Annotated in this window: 20 protein-coding genes; 10 read left to right on the top strand and 10 right to left on the bottom strand. The window is 36.2% G+C overall.

The annotated features are described in order from the left end of the window. Nucleotides 1-47: 47 nt before the first annotated feature. A complete protein-coding gene (locus BST92_RS04745; RefSeq protein WP_105070412.1) occupies nucleotides 48-923 on the bottom strand; it encodes an NAD kinase in 876 nt (291 codons plus the stop codon). Continuing rightward, nucleotides 923-1,579 (bottom strand): CBS domain-containing protein, encoded by a 657-nt coding sequence (locus tag BST92_RS04750; protein ID WP_105070413.1) that lies wholly within the window; start codon nucleotides 1,577-1,579, stop codon nucleotides 923-925. Before BST92_RS04750 ends, BST92_RS04745 begins: the two co-directional genes overlap by 1 nt. Before the next feature lie 86 nt (nucleotides 1,580-1,665). On the opposite strand from BST92_RS04750, the gene BST92_RS04755 reads away from it, so the two are divergent. From BST92_RS04755 to clpX, 8 genes are all read left to right on the top strand, one after another. Next, a complete protein-coding gene (locus BST92_RS04755; protein ID WP_105070414.1) occupies nucleotides 1,666-2,382 on the top strand; it encodes a pyridoxine 5'-phosphate synthase in 717 nt (238 codons plus the stop codon). Beyond that, nucleotides 2,383-3,147: an alpha/beta fold hydrolase gene (locus BST92_RS04760; RefSeq protein WP_105070415.1), complete on the top strand. Its 765-nt coding sequence runs from the start codon at nucleotides 2,383-2,385 to the stop codon at nucleotides 3,145-3,147. A 101-nt stretch (nucleotides 3,148-3,248) separates the two neighbouring features. Continuing rightward, nucleotides 3,249-4,505 (top strand): OmpP1/FadL family transporter, encoded by a 1,257-nt coding sequence (locus BST92_RS04765; protein ID WP_105070416.1) that lies wholly within the window; start codon nucleotides 3,249-3,251, stop codon nucleotides 4,503-4,505. A gap of 231 nt (nucleotides 4,506-4,736) precedes the next feature. Continuing rightward, a complete protein-coding gene (locus BST92_RS04770; protein WP_245910864.1) occupies nucleotides 4,737-6,110 on the top strand; it encodes an SGNH/GDSL hydrolase family protein in 1,374 nt (457 codons plus the stop codon). An 81-nt stretch (nucleotides 6,111-6,191) separates the two neighbouring features. Next, entirely contained in the window at nucleotides 6,192-6,539 is a 348-nt protein-coding gene (locus BST92_RS04775; RefSeq protein ID WP_105070418.1) for a phage holin family protein, read from the top strand. Nucleotides 6,540-6,701: 162 nt separating this feature from the next. Then, entirely contained in the window at nucleotides 6,702-8,030 is a 1,329-nt protein-coding gene (gene tig / locus BST92_RS04780; protein ID WP_105070419.1) for a trigger factor, read from the top strand. An 87-nt stretch (nucleotides 8,031-8,117) separates the two neighbouring features. Next, nucleotides 8,118-8,792 carry an ATP-dependent Clp endopeptidase proteolytic subunit ClpP gene (gene clpP / locus BST92_RS04785; protein ID WP_006796247.1) on the top strand — a complete coding sequence of 225 codons (675 nt, stop codon included), beginning with the start codon at nucleotides 8,118-8,120 and terminating at the stop codon, nucleotides 8,790-8,792. Nucleotides 8,793-8,861: 69 nt separating this feature from the next. Next, nucleotides 8,862-10,103, top strand: a complete 1,242-nt coding sequence (clpX, locus tag BST92_RS04790) for an ATP-dependent Clp protease ATP-binding subunit ClpX (RefSeq protein ID WP_105070420.1) — start codon at nucleotides 8,862-8,864, stop codon at nucleotides 10,101-10,103. On the opposite strand, the gene BST92_RS04795 is transcribed toward clpX, so the two are convergent. The 3 genes from BST92_RS04795 to BST92_RS04805 form a co-directional block, all read right to left on the bottom strand. Next, a complete protein-coding gene (locus tag BST92_RS04795) occupies nucleotides 10,086-10,289 on the bottom strand; it encodes a hypothetical protein (RefSeq protein ID WP_105070421.1) in 204 nt (67 codons plus the stop codon). The genes clpX and BST92_RS04795 overlap by 18 nt on opposite strands. 22 nt (nucleotides 10,290-10,311) lie before the next feature. After that, nucleotides 10,312-10,854 (bottom strand): Riean_0653 family protein, encoded by a 543-nt coding sequence (locus tag BST92_RS04800; protein WP_146105096.1) that lies wholly within the window; start codon nucleotides 10,852-10,854, stop codon nucleotides 10,312-10,314. 236 nt (nucleotides 10,855-11,090) lie between these two features. Next, complete coding sequence (locus tag BST92_RS04805; protein ID WP_105070422.1) at nucleotides 11,091-12,617, bottom strand: GH3 auxin-responsive promoter family protein; 1,527 nt, start codon at nucleotides 12,615-12,617, stop codon at nucleotides 11,091-11,093. Between the two features lie 62 nt (nucleotides 12,618-12,679). Here BST92_RS04805 and BST92_RS04810 point away from each other — a divergent pair, with 62 nt between their 5' ends. Then, nucleotides 12,680-13,474: a DUF2797 domain-containing protein gene (locus BST92_RS04810; RefSeq protein ID WP_105070423.1), complete on the top strand. Its 795-nt coding sequence runs from the start codon at nucleotides 12,680-12,682 to the stop codon at nucleotides 13,472-13,474. On the opposite strand, the gene BST92_RS04815 is transcribed toward BST92_RS04810, so the two are convergent. Both BST92_RS04815 and BST92_RS04820 read right to left on the bottom strand, forming a co-directional pair. Beyond that, nucleotides 13,471-16,185 carry an AsmA-like C-terminal region-containing protein gene (locus BST92_RS04815; RefSeq protein ID WP_105070424.1) on the bottom strand — a complete coding sequence of 905 codons (2,715 nt, stop codon included), beginning with the start codon at nucleotides 16,183-16,185 and terminating at the stop codon, nucleotides 13,471-13,473. The two genes, BST92_RS04810 and BST92_RS04815, sit on opposite strands and share 4 nt — an antisense overlap. Beyond that, nucleotides 16,185-16,883 (bottom strand): queuosine precursor transporter, encoded by a 699-nt coding sequence (locus BST92_RS04820; protein WP_105070425.1) that lies wholly within the window; start codon nucleotides 16,881-16,883, stop codon nucleotides 16,185-16,187. The genes BST92_RS04815 and BST92_RS04820 overlap by 1 nt, the downstream gene beginning before the upstream one ends. A gap of 93 nt (nucleotides 16,884-16,976) precedes the next feature. Here BST92_RS04820 and folK point away from each other — a divergent pair, with 93 nt between their 5' ends. After that, entirely contained in the window at nucleotides 16,977-18,080 is a 1,104-nt protein-coding gene (gene folK / locus BST92_RS04825; protein ID WP_105070426.1) for a 2-amino-4-hydroxy-6-hydroxymethyldihydropteridine diphosphokinase, read from the top strand. Here the strand turns inward: folK and BST92_RS04830 are convergent. The 3 genes from BST92_RS04830 to BST92_RS04840 form a co-directional block, all read right to left on the bottom strand. After that, complete coding sequence (locus BST92_RS04830; RefSeq protein WP_105070427.1) at nucleotides 18,077-18,604, bottom strand: RNA methyltransferase; 528 nt, start codon at nucleotides 18,602-18,604, stop codon at nucleotides 18,077-18,079. The two genes, folK and BST92_RS04830, sit on opposite strands and share 4 nt — an antisense overlap. A gap of 73 nt (nucleotides 18,605-18,677) precedes the next feature. Next, on the bottom strand, nucleotides 18,678-19,679 hold the full coding sequence (locus BST92_RS04835) for a PorP/SprF family type IX secretion system membrane protein (RefSeq protein WP_006796258.1): 1,002 nt from the start codon (nucleotides 19,677-19,679) through the stop codon (nucleotides 18,678-18,680). Between the two features lie 17 nt (nucleotides 19,680-19,696). After that, nucleotides 19,697-22,969: a T9SS type B sorting domain-containing protein gene (locus tag BST92_RS04840; RefSeq protein ID WP_105070428.1), complete on the bottom strand. Its 3,273-nt coding sequence runs from the start codon at nucleotides 22,967-22,969 to the stop codon at nucleotides 19,697-19,699. Nucleotides 22,970-23,094: the final 125 nt, after the last annotated feature.

The raw sequence follows: 23,094 nt of genomic DNA on the forward strand, positions 1-23,094 counted from the left end.
TGCATGATTGTGAGTAATGTAAAACTAGGTTTCTTTAAAATTATTGTCTAATTGCGTTTATCTTCTCCCCAAAGTAATTTATGACGGATGGTTTTTATGAAACTCACGTGCTCTAATTCAATTAAATCTATTGTAAAATCTGCCTTTTTTAAAGTGATTTCAGTCTCATCTGGATATGAGGCTATACGATTATCTAGAGAAGCTAAGAATTCATTTTCTCTACCCATAACTTTTACGGTAATAACTGTATCATCAGGGATCACTAAAGGTCGTGCATTTAAGTTATGAGGTGCTATAGGTGTAATAACTAATGCCTCAGTATCTGGTGTAATCACTGGTCCACCACAACTTAAACTATAACCAGTAGAACCTGTTGGAGTAGAAACGATTAACCCATCTGCCCAATAAGATGTCAACAACTCACCATTAAGGTGCGTCTCTATCTGGATCATACTAGTTGTATTTTGCCTACTTACGGTTACTTCATTAAGTGCAAAGTTGTCTGGTGCTAGATGATTTTCTGAATGTTGAGATGTAGCCGTGATCAAACTACGCTTACTTAAACGATATTTTTTATTGAATAATAAAGTAAATGCCAGTTCCAGCTCTTCAGACTGTAGTGTCGCAAGAAAACCTAGCCTACCTGTATTTATTCCCATAACCGGAATATTGAGCTTACCTATATAGGACACAGCTCTTAATATAGTACCATCACCACCTATACTAATCATTAAATCATAACTGGTATCTAATGACTTAAATGTCCCTGCGATGTTCAGTTCTACCTTATTACCTATAAGGGCAACATAATCTTGTTCTATATATACTTTACAATCTCTTAACTGCAATTGCTCCAGTACACTAGTGATGGTTGAAAGACTATCGTCTTGAAGATACTGACCGTAAATAGCGATTTTCTTCATTACATGTTAAGGTATTTATTAAGGTAATCAGATCGCTCCTTAAGATTATCAAGATAGGTATCTTCTTCTGCTGCGCTGATTACCTCATAACTATATCTTCTAAATGTTTGTAGAACCTGATTTACATTTTCTGCACTTACCTTAACAGTTATCTGAGTTAAATGATCATTATAACCACTAATAAAACAGCCATACAACTTAGAATCATTAGATTCAATAATTTGTGTAATCTCGCTAAAACTATAATCTGTTGTCCCCTTTTCTATAACAATCACAGCACCAGATTCATATAAAAACGGAGAATCATTGAATAACTGTAAAATATCTTTAAGCTCATAGTAACCCAGGTATCGATTATTATCATCCAGTACTGGCATCACATTACAATCATGCTGTGCAAATGCCTCTAATACATCTAACCAGTGAGTATCTGTTTTAACATAAAAAGTATCTAGCGCATATTTTACATCTTTTAAAGTACATCCAGTCTCAAAACAATGCGCATCGTTCTCAGAAACGCACCCTATATATATATTATCCTCCATTACTGGAAGGTGTGAATAGGTCAATTGCGAGAATATATTTTGAGATACCGTAACCTCATCTGTAACCTGAAGCGGTTTCACATCATTAATAATGTATTCTTGAATGTTCATTTAACAAGCTTTTTTTGCAAATTAATCATTTCTGTGATTACTCGTTGCGGTCAATCCTTTGTATTTTTGAATCTCAATTAATTATTATGACCGCACTTAGTGTAAATGTTAATAAAATAGCCACGCTGCGCAACGCTCGTGGAGGAAATGTACCTGACTTGATAAAATGCTCTCTTGATATAGAACGTTTTGGAGCGCAAGGTATCACCATACATCCTCGACCAGATGAAAGACATATCAGATATCAAGATGCCCGTGATCTTAAAAAGGTAATTCAAACAGAATTAAACATTGAAGGAAATCCCAATGAGAAGTTTATAGCGCTAGTTGACGAGGTACAACCAGCGCAAGTAACATTAGTACCAGATGCTGTAGACGCCATAACATCAGACGCAGGATGGGACACAATTAAAAACGAGGCTTATCTAACTAAGATTGTCAAGCACTTTAAAGATCAAGGTATAAGAACCAGCATATTTGTAGATCCATCAATAGAAATGGTTGAAGGCGCAGCAAAAACCGGTGTTGATCGCATAGAACTTTATACTGAAGCATATGCACATCAATATCCTAGCGATAAGCAAGCAGCAGTAGCCCCATATATTAAAGCTGCTCAAAAAGCGCTTGATTTAGGCTTAGGAATAAACGCAGGTCATGACCTATCACTAGAAAACATGAGATATTTTAAAGACAATGTACCTGGACTACTGGAGGTATCTATAGGCCACGCTCTTATATCCGAAAGCCTTTACATGGGTCTTGAAAATGTTGTGAATATGTATAAATCCAGATTAACCGACTAGATGCTGCATTCAATCATTTTAGGAGAAGGAAAACCACTTGTTATTTTACACGGGTTTTTAGGCATGGCAGACAACTGGAAAACTCTAGGTAAGGAATGGAGTGAAAACGGTTATGAAGTTCATTTAATAGACCAGCGCAATCATGGACGTAGTTTACACAGTGTAGACTTTAACTACACACTACTTGCAAAAGACGTTCACGATTATTGTATAGATCACCAACTGGAGAATATCAATTTAATAGGTCATTCTATGGGCGGAAAAGTTGCTATGAAAGTGGCTGCAGACTTTCCACAGCTTATTAGTAAACTAGTTATCGCAGACATCGCCCCTAAAACCTATGCACCGCATCACAGTGATATTATTAACGGTTTAAAATCCATCAACTTTGATGAGATAAAAAATCGTAAAGATGCAGATGAGCAACTATCTAAACGTATTCCAGATTTTGGAACAAGACAATTCTTATTAAAAAGTTTATATAGAATAGATAAAAATAGATATGGATGGCGCTTTAATCTAGAAGTATTAGGTGATAGTCAAGAGATGATTGGTTTTCAAGAACCCATCCAGACTCAAATAAATATCCCTACACTGTTTGTTAGAGGTGCAAATTCAGGATACATTAACGATAACGATTTCGTAATTATAGAACACGCTTTCGCGAAAGCGGACTTAAAAACAATCCCTAATGCAGGACACTGGTTGCACGCAGAACAACCTGAAATTTTCTATAATACGGTCACAAGTTTTCTTACAGATTAAATACTATGCAAGCATAATAATAACGAAAACGCTTGCGTAAGAAGTTTAAAATATTAAATTTGACTTAACAAAACCCCAATTTTTTTAATAACAAACTGATTATGAATAAATTAAAAGCTTTAGCAGTGCTTCTTTTGATTTCTACAATGGCTTATGCTGGTGGATATCGAGTAAGTACACAGAGTAATAGACAGTTAGCCATGGGACACACTGGTGTGGCTGTAGTTAACAGTGCTGACATTCTCTTTTTCAATCCAGCAGGATTGGTACACTTAGAAAACAAAATTAATTTTAGTGCTGGTGGATTCGGCGTTTTTTCCAGCGTTTCTTATCAAAACTCAGAATTTGGAACTTCTTCAGAAACTGACAGCCCTACAGGTACTCCTGTTTATGCTTATGGAACTTATAAAATCAATGAAAAGCTTGCTGTAGGTTTAGGTATTTACACTCCTTTTGGTAGTAATGTAACATGGCCTACAGATTGGTCAGGTTCTCATTTAGTAAATGAAATTGAATTAAGCGCTATATTTATACAACCTACTATTTCTTATCAACTATTTGATAGCGTTAGTATAGGTGGTGGACCGATTCTAGCGATAGGCGGAGTTACCTTTAACAGAAACGCTGGCCAATCACTTACTGATGAGCAAGGTAATCGTTCAAATGTAGGCATTGATGATTCAGGTGTTACGGCATGGGGTTGGACCGCAGGTTTAATGTTTACACCTAATGATCGTTTCTCTTTTGGTTTTAACTATCGTTCTTTAATTAATATTGAAAGTACAGAAGGAACAGCTACATTCTCAAATTTCCCTAACTCTGCATTAACACCAGCAAACGGTGAAACTGGATTTACAGCGACACTTCCTTTACCAGCAGAAATCACTGTAGGACTTAGTCATAAGTTTTTTGACGATAAACTTTTACTTGCATTTGATTACAATCGTGCATTATGGAGTGAGTACGAAAGTCTAGATCTAGTTTTTGAAAATGGATCTACTTCTATCAATCCTAGAAACTACAAAGACTCTTCTTCATGGAGATTAGGTGCTCAATATTTAGCAACTGATAATCTTACCTTAAGAGCCGGATGGTACTATGATGAATCTCCTGTACAATCTGGTTATTTTGCGCCAGAGACACCACGTAACGACTCTTTAGGATACACCTTCGGACTTTCTTATCAAGTTAATTCTAAACTTGCTATCGATGCTTCATTCCTTTACTTAAGATTTAAGGAAGTAAATGAATCGTATGACTTCTTTACAGATCCGGGCGCTTCGGCACCTTCTTCTTTTGGTGGAACTTATAAATCACAAGCGCTTATTCCTGGTATAGGAGTAACATATAGCATGTAAAAAAACAATGATGATGAAAAATTTAATTTAAAATATATAGGCCTTTTTATCGCAGCAGCTGCGGTAGTAAGTTGTGAGGTAGAGTTTGATAATCCTATTGATGAAGCTGGAGTATACACCTCTGGTGAAGCAGATTTTTCAAATTATGTATCTGTAGGTAACTCTTTAACATCTGGTTATGCAGATGGCGCACTTTATCTAGACGCTCAATTAAAATCTTTTCCAGCAATAATGGCTGGTCAAATGGAACTTGCTGGTGGTGGTGAATTTATCCAACCGTTAGTAAATGACAACGCTGGTGGATTGCTTGCAGGTGGAGTTCAAATATTGCCTAATCGTTTTGTATTAGCAGTAGATGCAAATGGTAGTCCTGCACCAGCCGTTTATACTGGCGAGGCACCTACTACTGATATTACTAACACATTTACTGGTAAATTGAATAACTATGGTGTGCCAGGAGCAAAAAGTTTTCATTTAGGCGCACCAGGATATGGAAATATCGCAGGTGTGGCAACAGGCCAGGCTAATCCATATTATGTGCGTTTTGCATCTGGTGGAATGTCTACTGTAATAGGTGATGCCGCTGCAGCAAACCCAAGCTTCTTTACACTATGGATAGGTAATAATGATATTCTTTCTTTTGCTACCTCTGGTGGTGTAGGAGTTGATCAAACTGGAAACTTTGACCCAACTACTTATGGCAGTAATGACATAACGGATCCTAACGTATTTGCAGGTGCTGTATCTCAATATGTGACAGCATTAACGGCAAATGGAGCTAAAGGAGCAGTGGTTAACATCCCAGATGTAACTTCAATACCTTTCTTTACAACTGTTCCTTTTGCGCCATTAAGCCCTGCAAATCCAGATTTTGCCGCTCAAATCCCAGCTTTAAATGCTCAATTTGGTGCGTTAAATCAAGCGTTTGCATTTTTAGGTGTACCTGAAAGATCTATTACTTTTTCTACTACAGCTGCAAGTGCAGTAGTAATTAAAGACGAATCATTGACAGATATATCAGCACAACTTACACAGGTTTTAATTGGAGGCGGATTTCCTGCTCAACAAGCTGCACTTTTCGGTCAGCAATATGGACAAGCAAGACAAGCAACTGAGGACGACCTATTAGTATTCACTAGTCAGACTGTAATTGCACAGCTTAACAGTACACGTTTCCAAGAGTTAGTAGGTCTAGGTCTTGATCAAGCAACCGCTGGTCAGTTATCAGTAAACGGTATTACATTCCCGTTAGAAGATCAGTGGGTTTTAACTCCTGAAGAACAAACTGCTATAAGCACAGCTCAAACAGCATACAACTCTACTCTAGAAGCTCTTGCAGCTGCAAACGATCTTGCTTTTGTAGATGCTAGAACAGCACTTTCACAAGTAGCTAACGGTGGCGTATCTTTTAATGGTGGTGTTTTAACATCTACTTATGCGACAGGTGGTGCCTTCTCTTTAGACGGTGTTCACCCTACACCAAGAGGATATGCTCTTACAGCAAACTTTATTATAGATGCTATAAACGCTCAATATGGTGCTAATGTTCCTAAGGTAAATATAGGTGCATACCGCTCTATTCAAACTAGTGACTCTGTTAACTAGTTATAAACTATAACAACATTAAAATCCGTCTCGGTCTAACTGAGACGGATTTTTTTATTTTTACCACCTAAATTATACCTTATGAAATTTATACTCAAACTATTAATAACCGCACTACTAGTTGTTTTGTTATCAAAGCTATTACCAGGAGTAAATACCGATGGATATCTAAGTGCGATTTTAGTTGCCATTTCATTATCACTTCTTAACTTTATAGTAAGACCTATTCTAGTGATTCTCACATTACCAGTGACCATAATTACACTAGGAATATTTCTTTTAGTCATCAATGCAATTATCATTTTATTAGCAGACTGGTTAGTGAGTGGTTTTGATGTAGATGGACTTTTATGGGCCTTTATTTTCTCTTTATTATTAGCAATTGGCCGTTCAATTTTATTCCAACTTCTAGAAAAGGACAAGGATTAACTAACACAAGATTCCATATTACGGTAGCATTTTGTACCCTAAAAACGTAAAATCAAGTTAAAACCACAGCTTTAAAACTGTTCATTATTATAAAGTATTTGTTTACACGCAAATAAAGAGTAATTTTGCACCCCAATTTTAACAGCACTTAAAAGTCTTTAAATGAATATCAAGCGCACTGACATAGACGCACTTAATGCGTTGCTTACACTAACTGTTGAGAAAGCAGACTATCAAGAACAAGTAGATAAGTTACTTGCAGATTATCGCAAGACAGCAAACATTCCTGGTTTCAGAAAAGGACATGTACCTGCTAGCTTAATCAGAAAAAAATACAGAACTCCTATTCTAGTTGAAGAGATCAATAAAATGATCCAGCAACAATTGAACGAGTATATTACTAAAGAAGAACTTGAGTTATTAGGTAATCCACTTCCTAAAGCACAAGAAGACATCAACTGGGAAGCAGATGATTTTACCTTTGAATTTGAACTAGGTATTGCTCCACAATTTGATGTAGATGTAAAAGGTAAAAAGACCATCACTCATTACGAGATCAAAACTGATGACGATACTTTAAACCGTCAGATAGATCGTATCCGTGAGCAATACGGTAAACTAATTGCCAAAGATACCGTTGCTGAAGGTGATCAAATCACTGGAGTATTCCGTAACGATGATGAAGGAATCAACAGCGATGCTACTTTTAAAACCGATAAAATCAAAGGTAAAACTAACCTTAAGAAATTTGTAGGTAGTAAAGTAGGTGATACTATAGAATTAAAAACTAAAGGCCTTTTTGAAGATGATCACGATTTGATGAACTTCTTAAAAGTAGAGCACGATAAAGCACATGGCCTAGACATTAAAGTAACTTTTGAAATCACTGAAGTTAACGAGCGTGAACTTGCTGAGATGAATCAAGAGTTCTTTGATAAGTTATTCGGTCCTGGAGTTATTTCAAGTAAAGAAGAATTAATGGAACGTTTAAGAGAAGATGCTGGTCGCCAGTTCTCTCAACAAACAGATCAAAAATTATTAACTGACGTAACTGAAGGCTTAATAGAAAATACAAAATTTGATCTCCCAGCAGACTTTTTAAAGAGATGGATAGCAAATTCTGGTGAGAACCCTATGACTGAAGAAGAAGCCGCTGCAGAGTATGAGCGTTCTGAAAAAGGTCTACGTTACCAGCTAATTGAATCTAAAATATTAAAGACTAATCCAGATCTTCAATTAAAATTTGAAGAACTAAAAGATTATTCTCGTACTCAAATCAAAGCTCAAATGGCACAATATGGTCATACAGATGCTACTGATGAAGAGATAGATGGAGTTGTTGCACGCATCATGCAAAACCAAGAAGAGGTAAAAAGAATGAGCGAGCAACTACAAAACGAAAAAATGTTACAATTCTTTAAAGACAACGCAAAGCTCAAGAAAAAAGAGCTTACCTATGAAGAGTTCATTAAGGAAGCCTACGAGTCATAAACTCGATGGAATAATTCTTATCTTTAGGGCGTTAACTTTATCAATAGGTTAACGCCTTTTTTACCTTATTAAAAGTAATATTACCACATGGATATATCTAAAGAATTTGAAAAGTTTGCCGTAAAAGATCAAGGTGTCAACCCGATGTATTACGATAAAATCATGGGTAGCATGTACCCTACTAATCTTACTCCTAATATTATTGAAGAGCGCCAGATGAACATCGCCATCTTTGATGTGTTTTCACGTTTAATGATGGATCGCATCATCTTTATGGGAACTGGAGTAAATGATCAAGTAGCAAACATTATACAAGCACAGTTGCTTTTCTTAGAAAGCACAGATGCAAACAAGGACATACAAATCTACATTAACTCACCAGGTGGTAGCGTTTATGCAGGATTAGGTATTTATGACACGATGCAATTTATCAAACCAGATGTTGCTACAATTTGTACCGGTATGGCAGCTAGTATGGGAGCTGTTTTATTATGTGCAGGAGCAGATGGTAAGCGCAGTGCATTACCACACAGTCGTGTAATGATCCACCAGGTTTCTAGTGGTGCACAAGGACAAGCTAGCGATATAGAAATCACCGCACGTGAGGTTGTAAAATTAAGAGAAGAATTATATACTATCATTGCCAAGCATTCTAAGCAAACTTATGAAAAGGTCTATGCAGACTCTGATCGTGATTACTGGATGAAAGCTGCCGAGGCTAAAGAGTACGGTATGATTGATGAAGTACTAACTCGTGACTAGTACATCTGTTATAATGTTTACGCTTTCGCGAAAGCGTATTATAAAACATAGTACTACAAACTACAAATTATGAGTAAAGAACAACTGGAATGCAGTTTTTGTGGCCGTAACAAGGCTGATACCAATTTGCTAATTGCAGGATTAGACGCGCACATCTGTGATCGTTGTATTGAGCAAGCACATGGTATTGTATTAGAAGATGTCAAGAAAGAAGATGAAACTGGCATCACTAATGCCGAGCTGAAACTGCGCAAGCCACAAGATATTAAAGCTTTTCTTGATGAGTATATCATAGGTCAAGAGTTCACTAAAAAAGTGATGTCTGTCGCCGTTTATAATCACTACAAGAGATTATTACAAGTAGATAACGATGATGATGTTGAGATTCAAAAATCCAATATCCTTATGGTTGGACAGACCGGTACTGGTAAAACGCTTATTGCCAAAACCATTGCTCGCATGCTTAATGTACCACTTGCCATAGTAGATGCCACGGTACTTACTGAGGCTGGTTATGTAGGTGAAGATGTAGAAAGTATCTTAACACGCCTATTACAAGCTGCCGATTATAATCTTGAAAAAGCACAAACCGGAATCGTATTCATCGATGAGATAGATAAAATTGCTCGCAAGAGTGATAATCCATCTATTACTAGAGATGTATCTGGTGAAGGTGTGCAACAAGGACTTCTTAAATTACTAGAAGGAACCGTTGTTAACGTACCGCCTAAAGGTGGTCGTAAGCATCCAGACCAGAAATTTATCGAAGTGAATACAGAGAATATCTTATTTATCGCTGGTGGAGCCTTTGATGGTATAGAAAAAGTGATCCGTAAGCGATTGAATATGCAAGCGGTAGGTTTTAGCGCTAGTATGTCAAATGATGACGTAAAAGATCAAGATAATATCTTGAAATATATCATCCCTAAAGATGTAAAAGATTTTGGGATGATTCCAGAAATCATAGGTCGTTTGCCAGTGCTTACACACATGAATCCATTAGATGCAGGAACTTTAAGAGCTATTCTTACCGAACCTAAAAATGCGATTATCAAGCAGTATACGAAGCTTTTTGGCATGGATGACATCACGTTCACCATTACTGATGGTGCGCTAGAATACATAGTGGAAAAAGCGATTGAATATAAGTTAGGTGCTCGTGGATTGCGTTCCCTTTGTGAAGCCATCTTTACAGACGCTATGTTTGAATTACCGAGCAGTGATGATAAAGAATTTAAAGTCACAAAAACCTATGCCGAGTCTAAACTCAACAAAAGCGGTATTAGAAAACAATTAAAGGCTGTGATTTAAAACCCCATTATAAGAAGGGATATCTGTGAACTCCATAGCATAGTCCAAGAGAATACCTGAATCAATTCTGTTTTTTTCAAGGTTATTAAAAATTGGATTGATAGAATTTCTCCATTGATTATCGACATTAAGCTGTGCAAATAATATAGAAGGTAAAAGTGTAAGTAGTAGTAATAATTTTTTCATGGTGAGCTTTTTTATACTGTTTTTAGTTTGTGTAAAAAGAATCAAACCTTCCTTCTGTAATTTGATAAACTTGATTGTTCTCTAAGTTTAGAATTTCGAATTCAAAAGTACCTGAGATTATTTGGTTTGTTTCGTCTAACTTAGTAATAGTGGTAGTCCCCAGATGTAGGTTGCTAGTTGTATTCTCATTAAATTCTAAACTTTGTTCATTATAAGAGAATACTATATTACCGAATAAAATTTCATTTGTGGGGTCTCCTAAAATATACTGACCGTTTTCATTGATTTGACCGTTTCCAATTATACTTATAGACTCTGGAAATCCGACATCTCGATCAAATCCAATTAATAAATTGTAAGATCCATTCACTAATTGATATTGAGCATTTACACCTCCAAATGCAAAGTAAGGTTCTCCATTAACAAGACACCCAAAAGTACCAGCACCAGTTTGTGTAATGGGTGGTAGGCAGTCTATTCCTTGACATTCTGGAGAGTCGTCGTTTTCACAAGAAATTGTGCACAATAAAAGCATTGCGCACAAGCACATATTTAATAGTTTCATAAAATTACATTTTATACAACCAGTTAGGGGAGAATTGCTGGTCATTTGATATTCTAAAATTATAGGACTTTACTGAGTCAAATGTTAAAGAGTTGTTAATATGAAACAGATTCTCTAGAAACAACCTTAAAACACTAATTTTCAATTAGTTGATATTTTACAGATTTGTTTTGTTTAACTTCAATATAACATTGATAACAATTATTAAACATAGTTAAAGCAAGAATAAAATATAACTAATCCTCAATTCTAGTTTGCAATTGCAACAACTCTTCCATATAATCTCTAGAATTACTCAATCTAGGAATTTTATGTTGTCCACCTAGTTTGTCTTTTTCTTTGAGCCAGTTGTAGAACAAATCGGGTTGTGCGTCGTGAATTTTAAGCTCTGTAAGTGTGATGTTATTAGCTCGTTTTGCCTCATAGTCTGAGTTCACTTGCTGGAGTTCTTTATCCAGCGTGCGAGCAAATTTTTGCAAGTCAGTAGGTTTGTGATCAAACTCGATCATCCACTCGTGAGCACCTTTTTCTTTTCCTTGCATAAAAATGGGTGCTACCGTATAATCTTTAATACTGCATGGCACTTCTTTCATTGCTTTTTTAAGCGCAGCCTCAGCATTTTCTATGATGAGCTCTTCTCCAAAAACATTAATATGGTGTTTCGTTCTACCAGTAACTTTGATGTGATATGGTGCTTTACTCGTAAAACGTACCGTATCGCCTATTTTATAACGCCACAAACCGCCATTTGTAGTAATAACTATGGCATAGTTCTCTCCTACTTCTACTTGGTCTAAGGTGATGATTTTTTCATCTGGTGTCCCATAAGTTTTCATGGGTATGAACTCATAGAAAATTCCGTAATCCAGCATTAACAGCAACTCCTTGTTATCATTACTATCTTGTATGGCAAAGAATCCTTCACTGGCATTATAGGTCTCGTAATACTTGATTTTATCGTCAGGCAACAACTTTTTATATTGATCTACATAAGGATCAAAACTCACGCCTCCATGAAAGAACACTTCCATATCAGGCCATACTTCTAAGATATTGTTTTTCCCAGTAGTTTCTAGCACGTTATTCAACAACACCATCATCCATGACGGTACACCAGCAAGACTGGTTACTTTCTCATTAATAGTTTCTCGTACTATGGCTGGCATCTTAGTTTCCCAGTCGGGCATCAATGCTATTTCATTACCTGGTGTGGAACTATAATCTGCCCAAAAAGGCATATTATCTATTAATATAGAACTTAAATCACCAGCACTAGTACCAGCTATTTTATCTAGTTTTTTACTACCACCTAGACGCAAGCCTTTACCTCTAAACAGTTTTGAATTAGGATTATTATTAAGATACATACATAACAAATCTTTTGCCGCTGCATAATGACAATCTTCAAGAGATTCTTGACTTACCGGTATGAATTTACTACGGCTACTAGTAGTACCACTACTCATGGCAAACCATTTAATAGGTGTAGGCCATAAAATGTTGTTTTCACCATTTTTACAACGCTCAATATCATCTTGAACATCATTATAATTTCCTAATGGCACACGGTCTGCAAAATCCCGATATGACTTCATATCTGCAAAGCCATATTTTTTTCCTACTTCAGTATGACGTGCAAAACGTATCATGTCCATCAACAGATTGTTTTGCAACTCTTGTGGATGCTTCATAAAAAGCTCCATATCATGTATACGTTTCTTAAGAAACCACGATACTACAGAATTGATTAACGGTATAGCCATAAAGCCGAAAAAACTTGGGTATTTTTACCGTACTAAAATACTACTAAAAACATAAAGCGACTATGCTGGTTACAGGAACCTTACGTAAAATGCAGACTGAACTACAAGAAACCGTTCAATACTATTGGGTTTTTAAAGATAACTTTATACATGTTAACCAGCTGCTCGATAAAAATATCCATATCAAGCATGTCGCAAATGAATGTCTTAATTGCGGCCTGGATAAGAAAATATGGCGTCAGGGATTTTGCTACGATTGTTTTACTAGCGCACCACAAGCTGGCGACTGGATCATGAAACCAGAACTGAGTCGTGCCCATCTAGACGAGGAAGATCGTGATCTAGAATATGAGAAAAAAGTACAGCTTAAACCGCACATCGTTTACCTAGCAAATTCCAGCAATGTAAAAGTAGGTGTCACACGCAAAACGCAAGTACCGACTCGATGGATTGATCAAGGTGCACATGAGGCAATTGCTATTTTAGAAACGCCTAATCGCTACCTAGCTGGAATTGCTGAAGTTGCCCTAAAAGATCACGTAGCAGACAAGACCAATTGGAGAAAAATGTTGACTAATGATATTGAAGATGTTGATTTATTACGCTTTCGCGAAAGCGTCATCGAACACATCCCTGAGGAAGCAAAAGAGTATATTCTAGCACCAGAAAACGAGATGCATATCAATTTTCCTGTATTACAATATCCAGCAAAGGTAAAAACGGTAAACCTTTCTAAAACACCAGAGCACAGTGGAATCGTGAAGGGAATTAAAGGTCAATATCTAATTTTTGAAGATGGCCACGTCATGAATGTACGCAGCCATGAAGGTTATGTGGTGGACCTAATGATTGATTAAGACTTTTTCTTTTTAAATAAATTATTTAAAATATTTCCGGCAGCTTCTTTTACTTTATCCTCTGCCTCTTCTTTTACTTTACCTATAGCTGTGGTGTCTTTAGGTTTTGTAACCGCAGTAGAGTCCTTTACCTGAGCCTGCGTGGTATCACTAGGCTTTTTATTACCTGTAATAGCATCTTTAATACCATCTAATGGATTTTTACCACCTAATATATCTGTAACAGCATCGTCTAGTGTTTCTTTACCTTTATCTTTAATACGCGCCTTTTGTATCTCGACAATTTGATTTGTGAGATTTTTAACGGCTAGATCTAGATTTAAATCAACATTAGGTTTCATAAACGATCCAGATAATTGAACAGGTATTGGTACTGATATTTTATCAATATCCTCATCACTTAGCTTTGCAAGCAATGCAGCGCCATCAGTACCTAAATATCTGGCTGGCACATTTAAATCTAGCTTATAACTCATATCATTAGTCAAACTATGCGCTCCACTAGCTGTGATTTTAATGTCTTTAATATTAAAATCAAATGGGGTGATTTGAACAGCTCCATCTTTAAAAGTGAGCTTAGTAACTAGGTCTGAAATTTTCAAATCATCTAGATTAATAAAATTAAGGCGATCATCTAGTTTTGCAATTAATGGTGCCTTGTTTTTATCAATTTCTCTAGTTAATAATTGTGCAATAGCATCACCAGTAAGACTACTGATTATAGGTGTAAGATCATTATTTAGTTGACCAGTTAAATTAATCTCAGTATTTATCTTTCCTTTTAATGCCTGTATGATAGGTACTAACTTTTGGAACATTTCAAATCCTTCAAAAGATTGAGCAATATCTAGATCATTCATGTCTAGCGCCATGTTAAATAATGGCGTGTCACCTTTAGTCGTTACAGATCCATTAAAACCTATGTTACCATTAAAAATATCAGTAGTGGTATTATTTAGTGTTAGTGTTTCATCCCTAACCAAAGCAAGACCTTTTACATTAGTCAAAGTGAGATTATCATACAACACTTTATTTGCACTAAACGACATGTCTGCATTAAGGAAGGAAGGTATTTTTATGGCCTCTGTAGTAACCGCTGCAGAATTAGCACTACTAGTTTCAGTAGTCTCAACTTCTGTTTCTGTCATAAAATCAGAAGTGTCAAACTGATTAGAATCTACTTTAAAACTTCCTTTAAGATCTTGATCTTTAAATAAGAACCCCATTAAATTACTAATCGTACCGTTTGCCGCAAAATCTGTATTACCAGTTTTAGCCTTAAAATTATCGAGCTTAATCCTGGTATTATTCATATCAAGATCTGCACGCTCTATGTAAAGTGGTTTTTTTAAATCTGCACTAGCATAGTTGAAGTCTGTTAAACTTGCGGTTCCTTTAGTATTGATATTTTCATAACGCTCTTGTTCTACACTGTTCATGTCAAACTTTGTAGATACGTCTGCTACTAATGTACCGTCTAGATTCATGTCATCTCCCATAGGGAAAGCTTTAGATAGATTCCCTAAATTCAATGTACCATCTAGGTTTAAATCTACTAGCATATTAGTAGTCAAGTTGCGTACGAGCGCGTTTCCTTTCAATCGATCTTGACCTATATTAAAAGCAACATTCCCTATTTTAACATAGGTATCTTCTGCAAGACCTGTTGTATTTTTTATCTGTGTATCAATATCAATTTTAGTAACACTTTGCGGTAAGTCAGGATATTTAAAAGAGGCATTATTAGAGCTAATATTGATATCTAGCTTTGGTATATGCACATCGTCTACCATACCATTAATAACACCATTAACCGTAAAATCACCAGTGGTGGTAATACCGTCCAAATTTTTACGATAAACCTCAGGAATGACTGCAAAGAAATTTTTAAAATCAGAACTAGGTGTTTTAAACGCTAGGTCTACCATCGTACCATCTTCTACCATTTGCACATAACCGTCGAGGTTTAACTTGAGATCATTAATTAAAGCCTCATTTTCTTGAAGAGTATATTTCTGATTTGCGAGATCCATTAAAATATCTGCATCTAGTTCTACTTGCTGACCAGACAAATACTCCACATCATCAAGCCCATAAAAAACCTGCGCGCTAGTCTTAGTGTCTAATGTACTACTGTCTAGTGAGAAATCACCGTTACCAGTATGCGTTAGATTCACTAACCTTAATTTATTCTTTGTAGCTACGTCTTCATAACTAAAATCAGAATTGTTAATCTCATAATGATTTAAATCAAAACTAAAACCAGACGTGGTGTCTAGTGGCTCTTCTACAACAACCGCCGTAGAATCTACCTTTGCAATGTCCCAGCTGGCTTTTCCGTCTGCATTTACTTTAAGTCTTGAAATTGCGTCATTAATGACTAATTCATTAATATGTATAGGGTCAGATGCATCATTAAATAAATCACCAACTGGTAAGTCCAGTTTGACCTCTTTACCATAAAAAAGAGTATCGCCTTCAAATGGCGCTTTATTTATTACAGATAATCCATCAATCTGTAATCTAGCATCTGGAAAGGCTCTAAACAAACTCAAATCCACATCTGCAAATTCAACCTGAGCATCTAGTGCACCATTCAATTTATTTTTAATGATAGTTGCGATTTGGTCTTTAAACAAAAACGGCGCGGCAACCAAAAGCACGACTACAGCCAATAAAAAAACACCTAATATTTTAAAAAACTTTTTCATCAATCTATTTTAATTTCTTCTCCTATATCTAATTTGAATAACCTTCTAAAAACATATACACCTAGATATAATAACGGTGTATCGATTAACGCTACTAACAATTTAAACAAAAATCCAGCGCCCAGTAATGGCCAGAATCGCTCCCATGGAATCACGTCATAGTAACATAACAATAATAACACACTCATAGTGTCAACAAACTGTGAAAATATGGTACTCGCATTATTGCGCAGCCATAACATTTTCCCTTTTGTCAACCGTTTCCAGAAATGATAAATCTGTATATCCACAAATTGTGCAAATAAATAAGCCAGCATGCTAGCAATAACAGCGATTGTTGTCGCACCAAAAACCCTATTAAATACATCATCCTTAATCGCAGAAAAATCAGTTGCTGGAGCAGCATCTGCTACATAGATAATCCCTAGACTAAATACCGATGCAAAAATTCCTGCAAGTACTAGATCATTTGCTTTACGTCTTCCATAAATCTCACTCACTAAATCTGTTATAAGAAATGTAATCGGATAGGGTAATAAACCTACTGATATCTCAAAATTGAATAGCCCTAAAGGATTCCAATAAAAAAACTTCTGAAAAATTAGATTAGATACCACTAGCGAACATATAAACAATGCCGCGAGAACTAAATAAATACGATGTGCCGTGCGCAAATCTGCGCCCAAAAGAGTTTTCATATTAATGTAAAAGTAGCTTTTAGGCTGCGTATAATTCCTTAATTTGCTGCAAAATTTTTAGACATCACTTCAAATCATAACCATAAGATATTCATAGCTTTAGGCAGTAATCTAGGAGATCGTGAAACGCATCTTCTTGATGCCGCTCGACTAATTGAGAGTACATTGGGCTTGATAATTAAGACAGCACCGGTTTATGAAGTGCCTGCAGCAGGTTTTACTGGCGGTAATTTTTTAAACACTTGTATATTAGTTCACAGTCATAAAAATCCACTAGAGACCATCACCATATTACAACAAATTGAACGTGATCTAGGTCGTGTTCCTAGAAGCGGTGATACTTATGAGGATCGTGTTATAGATTTAGACATATTACTATTTGATGATCAAATTATAGACCTACCGCAATTGCAAGTTCCACATCCTAGAATGGATAAACGTTCATTTGTTATGCAGCCACTTACGGCAATTGCTAGTAAGCTACATCATCCCATCTTAAAAAAGAGTATACAAGAAATTGCAGATTCCTTAGAGTCATTGAACAACAAGGTTAGTTTTGATATTCCGCTTTCGCGAAAGCGATATCCCATAACTAATATCAATTTTATAGCTATTGAAGGAAACATAGGCTCAGGTAAAACAAGTCTTTCTCATAAAATTGCTGAAGATTTTAATGGCAAACAAGTCCTAGAACGCTTTGCAGACAATCCTTTTCTTCCTCTTTTTTATGAAGATACCGAAAGGTATGCATTCCCGCTTGAGATGTCATTTCTCGCAGATCGCTATCAACAATTAAGTGATGATGTAGCGCAACAAGATCTATTTTCAGATTTTACAGTTGCAGATTATTATGTGATTAAATCACTTATATTCAGCAAGATAACCCTTGAAAAAGAAGAATACTCATTATACAAAAGGTTATTTAACATGATGTACAAAGAACTGGTAAAGCCTGATTTATACATCTATCTATACCAGACAGAAGATCGTTTATTGCAAAATATTAAAAAGCGTGGCCGTGATTATGAGCAAAACATCGAGGCCAGTTACTTATCTCAAATCCAGCAAGGTTATGCAGATTTTATAAGATCTCAACAGGATTTAAAAATTAAGGTTATTGACGTGACAGACCTTGATTTTGTAAATAATCAAGAAGATTATTTAAAAGTACTAGAACAAATCACCTCAGCTATTTAAGAATTGAGTTTATAGAACAAATCATAGATCACAATTCCTGTACATACTGAGATATTTAAGGAATGTTTTGTGCCATATTGCTCTAGCTCAATAACAGTTTTACACGCATTTACAACCTCTTGTTGCACACCTTTCACCTCATTACCCATCACTACAGCTACTTTTTTAGTAGATGGCTTAAAACCTCGTAGAGTGACTGAATCTTCTGCTTGCTCAATAGCACAAGTAGTGACTCCTTGCTCATTAAGCTCTTTAATAACATCAATAGTGTGCTCACGATATTCCCAGGCTACCGTTTCTGTCGCGCCCAATGCTGTTTTTCTAATATCCTTATGTGGTGGTTGTGCTGTGATACCGCATAGATATATTTTTTCTACTCGATATGCATCTGCACTACGGAAAACAGATCCTATATTATTAAGACTACGCACATTATCTAATACAATGATGAGCGGTGTTTTATTGCTTTCGCGGAAGCGATCTACTGACAATCGATCTAATTCTTCATTAAGTAATTTTCTCATATCAAGATGAAGAGGTTTTTGAAACTAAAAAAGGACTGCTTTCACAGTCCTTTTAGTTTGAATATAAATAGTATTATAAGTTCACTGCAGGACAGTTACAACTCCATCTATCCTTAGTACATAAGAAGTCGATTCCTAGCGTAATCTGGTGGAATCCACCGCTGGCAAATTTAATTTCACCAAACTGGTAACTATACGTATAAGCAAATGTAAAATTCTTGTGCTTAATCCCTAATAGTGGAGAAAGCAAAGAAAGATTTTGTTCTTGAATGCTTGTTCCATTTACGAACTCTGCACCATCAAAACTCTGACGATAAGAAGCTCCTAGGTATAAGACACTGTTGTCATTAAGATCATAATATGCCTTAGCATTAAAATCCATGAACTGTTCTTCAGTACGGTCTGTACGTTGATATAAGAAAGATGGTTCCCATTGCCATTTTGAATTACGTGGCGCAAAAAGATATCCTAATGTTGCGATGTATCGACGTTGGTTTGTGCTTTCAAAACCTTCAGAATAAATTTCGCGATTTTGGAAGATAGCATTCTTTACAGTCATGTGTGCATAAAACTCTTTATAGAAGTAAGAAGCACCTATATCTACATTAAAGTAAGAATCAGATCTTAAAACTCCAGTAATGATAGGATCAAAGTCTGTCAGGTCAAAATCAGATTCATCTAACCTACTTTGAACAAGACCTACATTTACACCAAAAGAAAGTCTATTAAGATCTTCAAATCCACCACCTACTTGAAGGTGATAAGCATAAGAAATGTATCCACCTGTCTGTGAGTGATAACCATTTTTATCGTTGAAAAGAATAGCACCTATACCACTATTTTCTCCTATTGCTGTATTAAAACTGAGTGTCTGTAAGTTAGGAGCATCTTCTTGATCAAACCATTGCTGTCTGATAGTAGACCTAACTTTACCACAACTAGCAGCACCTGCCATCGAAGGATGTAATAAGTAATAGTTGTCTGTTAAGTAATCCAGATATACTGGTACACCTTCTTGAGCTAACGCAAACTGACTGCTAAATGCTAGTGCCAGTACAATTAAAATTTTTCTCATGTTCTATTAAGTCTATTCTATCTCTTTAACGCAAAATGCCCACCAAATGTTTTATTGCTTCCGTTTTCTATGTATTCCACTTGGAACCAATAATCTGATGATGGTAACGGTTGACCATTATAAAAACCATCCCATCCTATACCGGAAGGATTCATTTGTTTAAGCAGTTTTCCGTATCGGTCAAATATATAAATTTTTGTAGTAGGTTCATTGTTAATTCCAATGATGTTCCAAGTATCATGGTAACCATCGTTGTTAGGCGTGAAATAGCGTGGATAACCGATGACATCAATAGGGATTTCTACTGTATTACAACCGTCTAAATCCTGTATATATACCACATGCAGACCTGGTGTAACGTCTTCAAAAAAGCCATTATATTGCCATGGACCATCATCTACACTAAAAATATATTGCGTTGCAGGTCCTTGAGCAAAGGCTTCTATTCTATGGACTTCATCAAAATATCGAGATGTTACCTCAGCACCAAAACTATCTGGCGGACCTAATTGTCTTACCTCTGTAGTTTGAGAACTATTACAACCTGTAGTCGTATCTGTAGCTGTTACCGTATACATTCCTACCATAGTAGCTGTAAGTGTCGCTCCTGTTTCAGCAGGCAATACATTACCGTCTAACGACCAGCTAAAACTTAATCCTGTAGCCGATAATGTTGTGTCTAATGTCGGTGGTGAATTATCTGTGTTTAAAACATTACCGTTACCATCAAGACATAAATAGTACAAATCAAACATTTGTGGGACTGGCACTTCATTTACAACAATATCAAAACTTGTTGTATTAAAACATCCAGTAGTGTTTTCTACTCTTACATAAACAGTCTGCAGCGATGATGAATTATCAAAACTTGTAGGATTTCCTATAGCATTTGAACCAGCATCTGCATCAGCTTGTGAGTTATGATAGGTTAATGTAATTCCCGTTTGCCCATTTAAAACTGCAGTCTCATTATCTGTCAGGTTAAAGTTTTCGGTAAGATCACCTGTGTTATTATCATCACATAATATTAAATCTGGTGCTGTTGCAGCCTGTGGCGCATCAATAACCTCAAGATTTAACGTTGTATAATTTTCACAACCTGTTACATTATCTTCTACAACAACAAATACCGTTTGTGGATTTACAGTATTAGTGTAAGAACCAGTTAATTCATTCATCCTATTATCGGCATCTAGCTGTGTGGCATAATAGTAAACAGTATAAGAAGTATTACCACCAGTTATTTCACTATCTCTAGTCGCCAAATCAAAAGCAGTAAATCCATCAATTGTATTATCATCACAAAGATCATATAAGGCTGGCGCAGTAACTACCGGTAAGTCATTAACGACCAGTTCAAAAGTTGTATCTGTATTAACACAATTAGTCAGCGCATCTATGAGTCTCACATAAATAGTCTGTGGATTAGATGTGTTTGTATAACCATTAGTAGGCAACTCATTGACACCTATATCAGCATCTGCTTGAGAGCTGTAATAACTGACAAGGATATTTGCTTGTCCATTCATAATTTCTGTATCCTTATCGCTTAAAGCGAAAACCGTAGTATTAGGATCTATAGTGCTACATGATTCAAAATCTGTTATTATAGGAGCGACTGGTGAAGGATTCAGAATTAAATTAAAGCTAGCAGTATCTGCACAATTACTATCTGTATTTAATTCTACACGACCATAAATAGTCTCTGGCGTTGTCGTATTAGTATATATTGGTCCTATAGGATTCATACCAGCATCAGCATCAGTTTGAGAAAGATGGTAAGTAACCGTTACAGATCCAGCAGCATTAGTTCCTGCCAAGTCTGCGTCCTGTGTACTTAGGTCAAAATCAAAGAAACCATCATTATCGACATCACAAGCAATCATATCCATAGGCGTTCCTGCTGATATGGTTGCTATAATGAGATCAAACTCTTCAACAGACGCACAGTTAAATGCATTATCTTCTACACGTACATATACAGTTTGTGGATTTGCGGTGTTTGAATAAGTTGATGGGTTAGGGATCGGGTTGATACCAGCTTCAGCATCAGACTGAGACTCATAATAACTTACCGTATGGTCTGCTGCAGCTAGCGCACCTAAAGCTTCAGATGTTTTAGACGTCAAATCAAAGACAGCAGTTCCACCTGTTCCACAAGCTTGCATATCTGTAGGTGTTGAAGAATTAGGACTGATAAATTCTAAAAACACACTCGCTATTGTACTACAAGATGCCGTATAATTAATATCTACAGAATAATTCCCTGTGGTGGTTGCTGTATATGTAGCATTAGTAGCACCAGGAATTGGTGCCGCATTACGATTCCATTGATAACTCATGGCAGCACCAGCTACAGATGCGTCTAATGTATATTGATCTCCTTCACAAAGCGGATTTGAACCCACTAAAGTTCTATCCAGACCTAGATCAGCTCCCACATCAAAACTTCCTCCTGCGATGAAAACAGCGGAATCGTAATTTTGATCTATAGCGTCCGCAATAACTAACTTGATGTTATAATTACGATTAGCAATAACAGCACTTTCTGCTCTAAAAATATTAGTTTGACCATTAAATTGAGTCGGACTAGTAGCGGCTGGCGATCCTATGCTTGGCGTAAAACCTCCAAAAGTGTTGTTCAATAAATTATATTGTCCGAAAAAAGTAGGGTTTACAGGATTACAAGTAGCTGAAGCTGGCGGATTACGCACAGTTGTAACTTGAATTGGACTTGTCGTTCCCGGCACAATGGCAAGATTAGTAACCGTACTAGTTACAGTGTCTGTCAATATAAAAGCAAAAGCATCTGAAAATTGACATTCAAAATCACCATTATATTCTTCACTAGCAAACAAAAATTCAAAAGACATAAATCCTGCCTGTGGAACAAAATCAAATGACATCCATGTTGCATCAGAATAAGTTGCTGCTGGAGATCCAGCTGCGGTCATAGCAGCTACAAGATCGGGATCAGAAGGTGTCCCAATAGTATCTCCTGAACCTTCCAAATTATTTGGTCCAACAGCATTTAAAGCATTCCCTGTTGAAAGAATAATTCCTTCACGTATAGGAAAACCAGAAGAGTTATGTTGAAAATAAGCTATCCCATTTTGGTTAGGTCCAGCTCCGGTACTCCAGGCGATATTTCTAACACCTGCACAAGTGCTGTTCACAAGAATATCTTCAACGAGCTCAATATTGGTATAAGTTGTATTGTCTACTATTATTTGAGCATTTGAAAAAACACAAAGACCTAGTAGAAGTAATAAAAGGGCTGTTTTTTTCATTTCTTCTTAACTAATAAAAAGTAAATATATGGTTTTAAGAATAACTTAACGGCTTAAAGATGACACTATCAATAGAATCAATGACTTCTTTAAGTTACTATCTACATGACGCATCGTATCTTTGT

Source organism: Nonlabens arenilitoris (assembly GCF_002954765.1).
Lineage (GTDB): Bacteria > Bacteroidota > Bacteroidia > Flavobacteriales > Flavobacteriaceae > Nonlabens > Nonlabens arenilitoris.